7 protein-coding genes are annotated in these 4,902 nt (G+C 33.2%); 4 read left to right on the plus strand and 3 right to left on the minus strand.

Going from position 1 to position 4,902, the window contains the following annotated elements:
• Nucleotides 1–72: 72 nt before the first annotated feature.
• Nucleotides 73–372 (minus strand): TIGR04104 family putative zinc finger protein, encoded by a 300-nt coding sequence (locus tag V7138_RS07995; protein WP_335395825.1) that lies wholly within the window; start codon nt 370–372, stop codon nt 73–75.
• A 383-nt stretch (nt 373–755) separates the two neighbouring features.
• Complete coding sequence (locus V7138_RS08000) at nt 756–1,166, minus strand: Lrp/AsnC family transcriptional regulator (RefSeq protein ID WP_335395828.1); 411 nt, start codon at nt 1,164–1,166, stop codon at nt 756–758.
• Nucleotides 1,167–1,296: 130 nt separating this feature from the next.
• Here V7138_RS08000 and V7138_RS08005 point away from each other — a divergent pair, with 130 nt between their 5' ends.
• The gene (locus V7138_RS08005; RefSeq protein WP_253512783.1) at nt 1,297–2,058 is read left to right on the plus strand and encodes an MBL fold metallo-hydrolase; all 762 of its coding nucleotides are present in this window, start codon (nt 1,297–1,299) and stop codon (nt 2,056–2,058) included.
• 33 nt (nt 2,059–2,091) lie between these two features.
• The gene (locus V7138_RS08010) at nt 2,092–2,499 is read left to right on the plus strand and encodes an ester cyclase (RefSeq protein ID WP_095395715.1); all 408 of its coding nucleotides are present in this window, start codon (nt 2,092–2,094) and stop codon (nt 2,497–2,499) included.
• 248 nt (nt 2,500–2,747) lie between these two features.
• Here the strand turns inward: V7138_RS08010 and V7138_RS08015 are convergent, their stop codons facing one another.
• Complete coding sequence (locus V7138_RS08015; RefSeq protein WP_335395831.1) at nt 2,748–3,014, minus strand: hypothetical protein; 267 nt, start codon at nt 3,012–3,014, stop codon at nt 2,748–2,750.
• Nucleotides 3,015–3,487: 473 nt separating this feature from the next.
• Here V7138_RS08015 and V7138_RS08020 point away from each other — a divergent pair, with 473 nt between their 5' ends.
• Nucleotides 3,488–3,742, plus strand: a complete 255-nt coding sequence (locus tag V7138_RS08020; RefSeq protein ID WP_335395833.1) for a WGxxGxxG family protein — start codon at nt 3,488–3,490, stop codon at nt 3,740–3,742.
• Nucleotides 3,743–4,364: 622 nt separating this feature from the next.
• Nucleotides 4,365–4,902: DUF3231 family protein (locus V7138_RS08025; protein WP_335395836.1), on the plus strand; the 538-nt coding region annotated here is incomplete at its 3' end.

The following is a 4,902-nucleotide window of genomic DNA, read 5'->3' on the forward strand; positions in this document are numbered from 1 at the left end:
TACAGGAATGCTAAACTGCTTCGTTAGTACAACAATAAAAAGCTACCCTGATGGCAGCCTTGAAGTCCCCTTTTACCATAATGGTTCTTCTTTATCAGTTAATTTCAGTAATAATGGCATTACAAACAGAGCCACAAGCATTAAGGTAAGTCCCAAGAGTAGTACAGAAATAGGAGATAAATCAAACATTACAGAAAATGGTATAGTGCTAATGGGGAGTAAAACTAATAAAGATGTAGTATTTCTCGAAGATGTACTTTGGTATTGAATTTCTCTACAATGGTTACATTTCATTCTTTTACGAAATGTTAATAATTTCTTAATCGAATCAAACCAAGACCACTTTCTTTTACAGTTTTGACAAGTAGGCACTACGAATTCCTCTTTTCTAAGAAACTTTATATTAATAATTATACGTTCTTAATGTTCGATAAGTTTCATTTACTGGGTACAAGCAACTTTCTACTCAGTAGCATTGTCACATCTATGTTTAATAAAACAACTATCCAGATTAGAGCAACTGTATTGGTGACCTCGAGGAAAGGTCTTATTTTAGAAAAAAAATAATAAAATAAATCCATTTGCAAACCTCCTAATTATCCCTTGTAACTATTTATATTCTATAATAATTGGAAATACCCTTTATTAAACTAAACTGCACCGTTACTTGAATAAGAAAAAGGCTTTACTCCAGTTAAAGTAAAGCACCCGTTACTTTAAGTATATTTCTTCACAAATTATCTCTTTAAAAAGTACTATTTATTTATAATTATTGATAATTTATAGTTCACATGCTTATTCAAACCTACTAAGAACTCATCTAATTCTTTAGTGGAGGGGAATTTACATTCTAAAAGGTAGCAACTATCCCCACTAATTTTATAGTTATTTATTACATATTCTTTTTGTGCATTTAAGAATGTCAGATAAGGTTCGTGATACGAGCTATTTGTAATAATACTTATCATTGCGTGAATTGAATAGCCCAACTTTACTTGATTAATTTTAATGGTATATCCTTCAATGATTCCGCTATCCTCTAACTTTGCCACTCTAGCTGAAGTAGCCGGTCCAGTCAAGTGGACTTTCTCACCTAACTCTTTCATTGTTATACGACTGTTCTTGGATAGTTCATCTAGGATAAGCAGATCCGTGTTATCTAACATCTATCTAATTCCTTTCATAAATAAAGTCAAACAACCAAAACACTTTATTTAATCCATGTATCGGTCATTAACCATAGTATAGAATATAAATTGTTCGAAGGAAATTATTATACAAAAGGAGATAATAAACATGAATATACATCAAATTCGTAATGCAACAATCGTTGTGGAATACGCAGGGAAAAAGTTTTTAATCGATCCAATGTTAGCGGAAAAAGGTACTTACCCACCTTTCCCAAATTCGCCAAGGCAAGATCAAAACAATCCTTTAGTAAGCTTACCAACATCCATTGACAATATTATAAAAGATATAGATGCAGTTATTGTTACTCATTTGCACTATGATCATTGGGATGATGCTGCTAAAGAAGCTTTACCAAAAGAGACCAAAATATTTGCCCAAAATGAAGAAGATGCGACAGAGATTCGAAACGCTGGTTTCCAAAATGTAGAGGTTTTACAAGACGATACAAAGTTTGAAGGTATCCAATTAGTGAAAACAAAAGGCGAGCATGGAAGAGGAGAAATCTTAAAACTTGCTGGTCTTGTATGTGGCGTTATATTTAAACACCCAACGGAGAAAACATTATATGTTGCAGGAGATACTGTATGGTATGAAGAAGTCCAAAAAGTAATTGAGACGAACAAACCAGAAGTAATTGTTGTAAATGCTGGGGATAATCAATTCTTCCAGGGTGGTTCTCTAGTCATGGGGAAAGATGATGTCTATGAAGTGTACAAAGCTGCTCCAGAAGCAAAAATCATTTGTGTTCACATGGAAGCTGTTAACCACTGGGGACTATCTAAAGAGGAACTGAAGAGCTTTACTAAAGAAAAAGAAATCGCATCTAATGTATTAGTACCAAATGACGGTGAATCATACACATTTTAAATAATATTGGAAGATTATGAAGGAGTGATAGTTGTGTCGGTTGAGGCAAACAAGGAATTGGTCCGTCGCTTTTATGAAACCATCGAACAAGAAAATTATGAGGCACTTAAAGATTATTGCCATGAGAACTTTGTATTCTATCCACAACTGGATACACCTTTTCCTGGTTTAGAAGGACTTGTAGAATCAGAGAAAAAAAACTTTGATGCATTCCCTGGCTTTAAAATGCCTATTCAATCCATAATAGCTGAAGGTGATCAAGTAGCAGCATATCTCATCTTTGAAGGAACTCATACAGGTATCCCGTTGTTGGGTGTTCCTGCTACTGGAAAAACCGTTAGATTCTCTCTTATGATGAAGTTACGAATTGAAGATGGTAAAATCATTGAGAAAAGATCACATGTTGATGTAAATGATGTTCTTCGACAGCTTAAAGATTAATTTTTTTATTAAATCAAATGTATCAGTATCAAATTGACCCTTTTCGGGTCTTTTTTATTGTTTGAGTGCCGTCTAAGTTCCCTCCCCTAATGTTACATCACCATATTCAGAACCCTTATTAAACTATCCTGCTTCGTTTGTTCAGTAAGGTATTCAAAAAAAAAAAAACGGTGGTTAATCCTTCTTTGAATCAACACACTATAGAACAATGAACCCTTTTTTGTGGTTCAAAGAAATTCATTATTATACTATGATTGCATTAATTTATTAATTAAGTACTTTGCAGTTTCCGAATCTTTTTGCTTTACTGAAACCACATATTGTTTTTCATAATTATCGTTTATTCCAAAACTCCCAAAGTTCCCTCGTGTTGTACCCCGTCCCACAATTTTCCCCGAACTATTATTAACTTTATAAGTATGTTTGATACCCTTACTATCCAATAGTCCTCTGACCTTTGATAATTCTTCCATCGAATACCCAATATAAACATCCGTTTTATTAAGAATAAACAAGTCCATCCCCCTTTTGTTATTAATAATATTCAACTAATCTGCTTCAATAGTTCAATAAACCAAGTTGCAGACATGGCAACCTTCTCTTTTGTTAAAGCTACCCTATAGTTTAAGTGTAATCCTTCACAATATTGTATAGGAACAAGTGGTGGCTTACACCTACCCTCTCCTACTATTTATGGAAATTATAAAATTTCAAACATTTTGTTCTGATTCACTTCCAAATCTACTGTATATTCCATATAGGACTGATGTTTAACTTTTTAGATACAATATACTAATTTGATTGATTTGAGGTTAGTGGAGTTTTTTTGTCCCAATTATCGTACCGCATGCTTGTCCTAGAAGGGTTGTTTCATCTCAATAAAATTTTATCATTGACCCTGTTATCTTTTAACGTTATAAATACCTCTTGAATAATTAATAATGCAACTACAAACATTAAAGTTAATAATTATGAAAGGAGGGAAACTATGTCTAAAAAAATTCTATTTTCATATTGCACCCTTTTGGTTACTGCAATGCTGTTAGGTATGTCAACTGTTCATGCCACAGACATAAACAACCACGCTGGTAGCTCAGTCACTGATTTTGCGCAGAATGGTAATGACGTTGCTAACGTTGATAATGACGACGACGATATGGATTGGGGCTGGATTGGGTTACTTGGTTTGGCTGGTCTTTTAGGATTAAGAAGGAAAGATAACAACCAAGGAAATAACAGATAATCCAACACAACTTTGATGTTTAATTGAGCTATTATTGATATCTAACCCTACAAGAATAGGGTCTCTATGGGATCCTTTTCTTGCATTATTCATTAAACTTCTTCCTTTCTACCTCCTATTCTAAAGACTATCCTGCTTTATTACTTGAATAAGAAAAAGGCTTTACTCTTGTTAAAGTAAAGCACCCTTTAGCTCAACAAGCTGTTTCTCTTTTTATTTGTATTCATTTAGGATTGCAATAAACCACTTTTTGATTAGGTGTTCCACTGAATAAATTTACTCCTCAGATTAACAATAACCTTAGTGTTATCATTTAACACTAAACTTCAATGTGGCTTATTATCAACCATATTTATTATGGGTATTAGAGCAGCATTCTCAATTAGTAGTATAACTTCCAGATTAACTTCTTTGTTAAGAATGCCATCTTTAACTTAGGCAATGAGTATTCCACAAGTATTGTCTATTTCGCATTGTTGTAAGAAAAAGGTGAGCATATATTATGCTTACCTTTTTTAGTGATTTCGTTATTTCTAAAGAGGGCTTTTCTTCTTCGTAAAAATCAAACAAAAAATTTCATACCACTTGATGAATTGGTAAATAATATCCTAGAGGTGACGGAATGGAAAAGGATAAATTAAAACTCACATCTTCCGAAATAGGAACTTTATGGGGAGAGTATTTAAATGGAACAGCCGTTGATATTGTAAATAGATATATGGTCTCTATTATTGAGGATGAGCAAATTAAAGCTATTTTTGAGGATGCTATCAAAACATTCGAAAAGCAAAAACAACAAATCGTTACTTTTATAAAAAATGAGGGGTTTCCAGTTCCAATTGGATTTACTGAATCTGACCTTTTTAAAGGTAAACCGAGGTTGTTTACGGATATATTTTGCCTAAATTATTTACATATCATGACATTACATGGTTTGCTAGGACACTCCACCTCATTGGGCGTTTCTGTAAGAGAGGACTTAAGATTTTTTTACGACTCGTGTGATAATGATGGGAAAAGGATGTATCATCAAACCATTGATTTATTGCTTGAGAAAGGAAATTTTCAGAGAGATCCTTTATTTTACCCTGCCAAGAATCCTGAATTTATTTCTAGCCAAGATTTCATAGATGGATTTTTCGGAAAGGGTAGAATGTTAG

Origin of the sequence: Bacillus sp. JJ1533 (genome assembly GCF_036965045.1) — a bacterium.
GTDB lineage: Bacteria > Bacillota > Bacilli > Bacillales > Bacillaceae_L > Ferdinandcohnia.

Bases quoted from the DNA above. Each gene is read 5' to 3' on its own strand.
- V7138_RS08000 (WP_335395828.1), bottom strand. From the start codon at position 1,166: ATGTTAGATAACACGGATCTGCTTATCCTAGATGAACTATCCAAGAAC.
- V7138_RS08005 (WP_253512783.1), top strand. From the start codon at position 1,297: ATGAATATACATCAAATTCGTAATGCAACAATCGTTGTGGAATACGCA.
- V7138_RS08020 (WP_335395833.1), top strand. From the start codon at position 3,488: ATGTCTAAAAAAATTCTATTTTCATATTGCACCCTTTTGGTTACTGCA.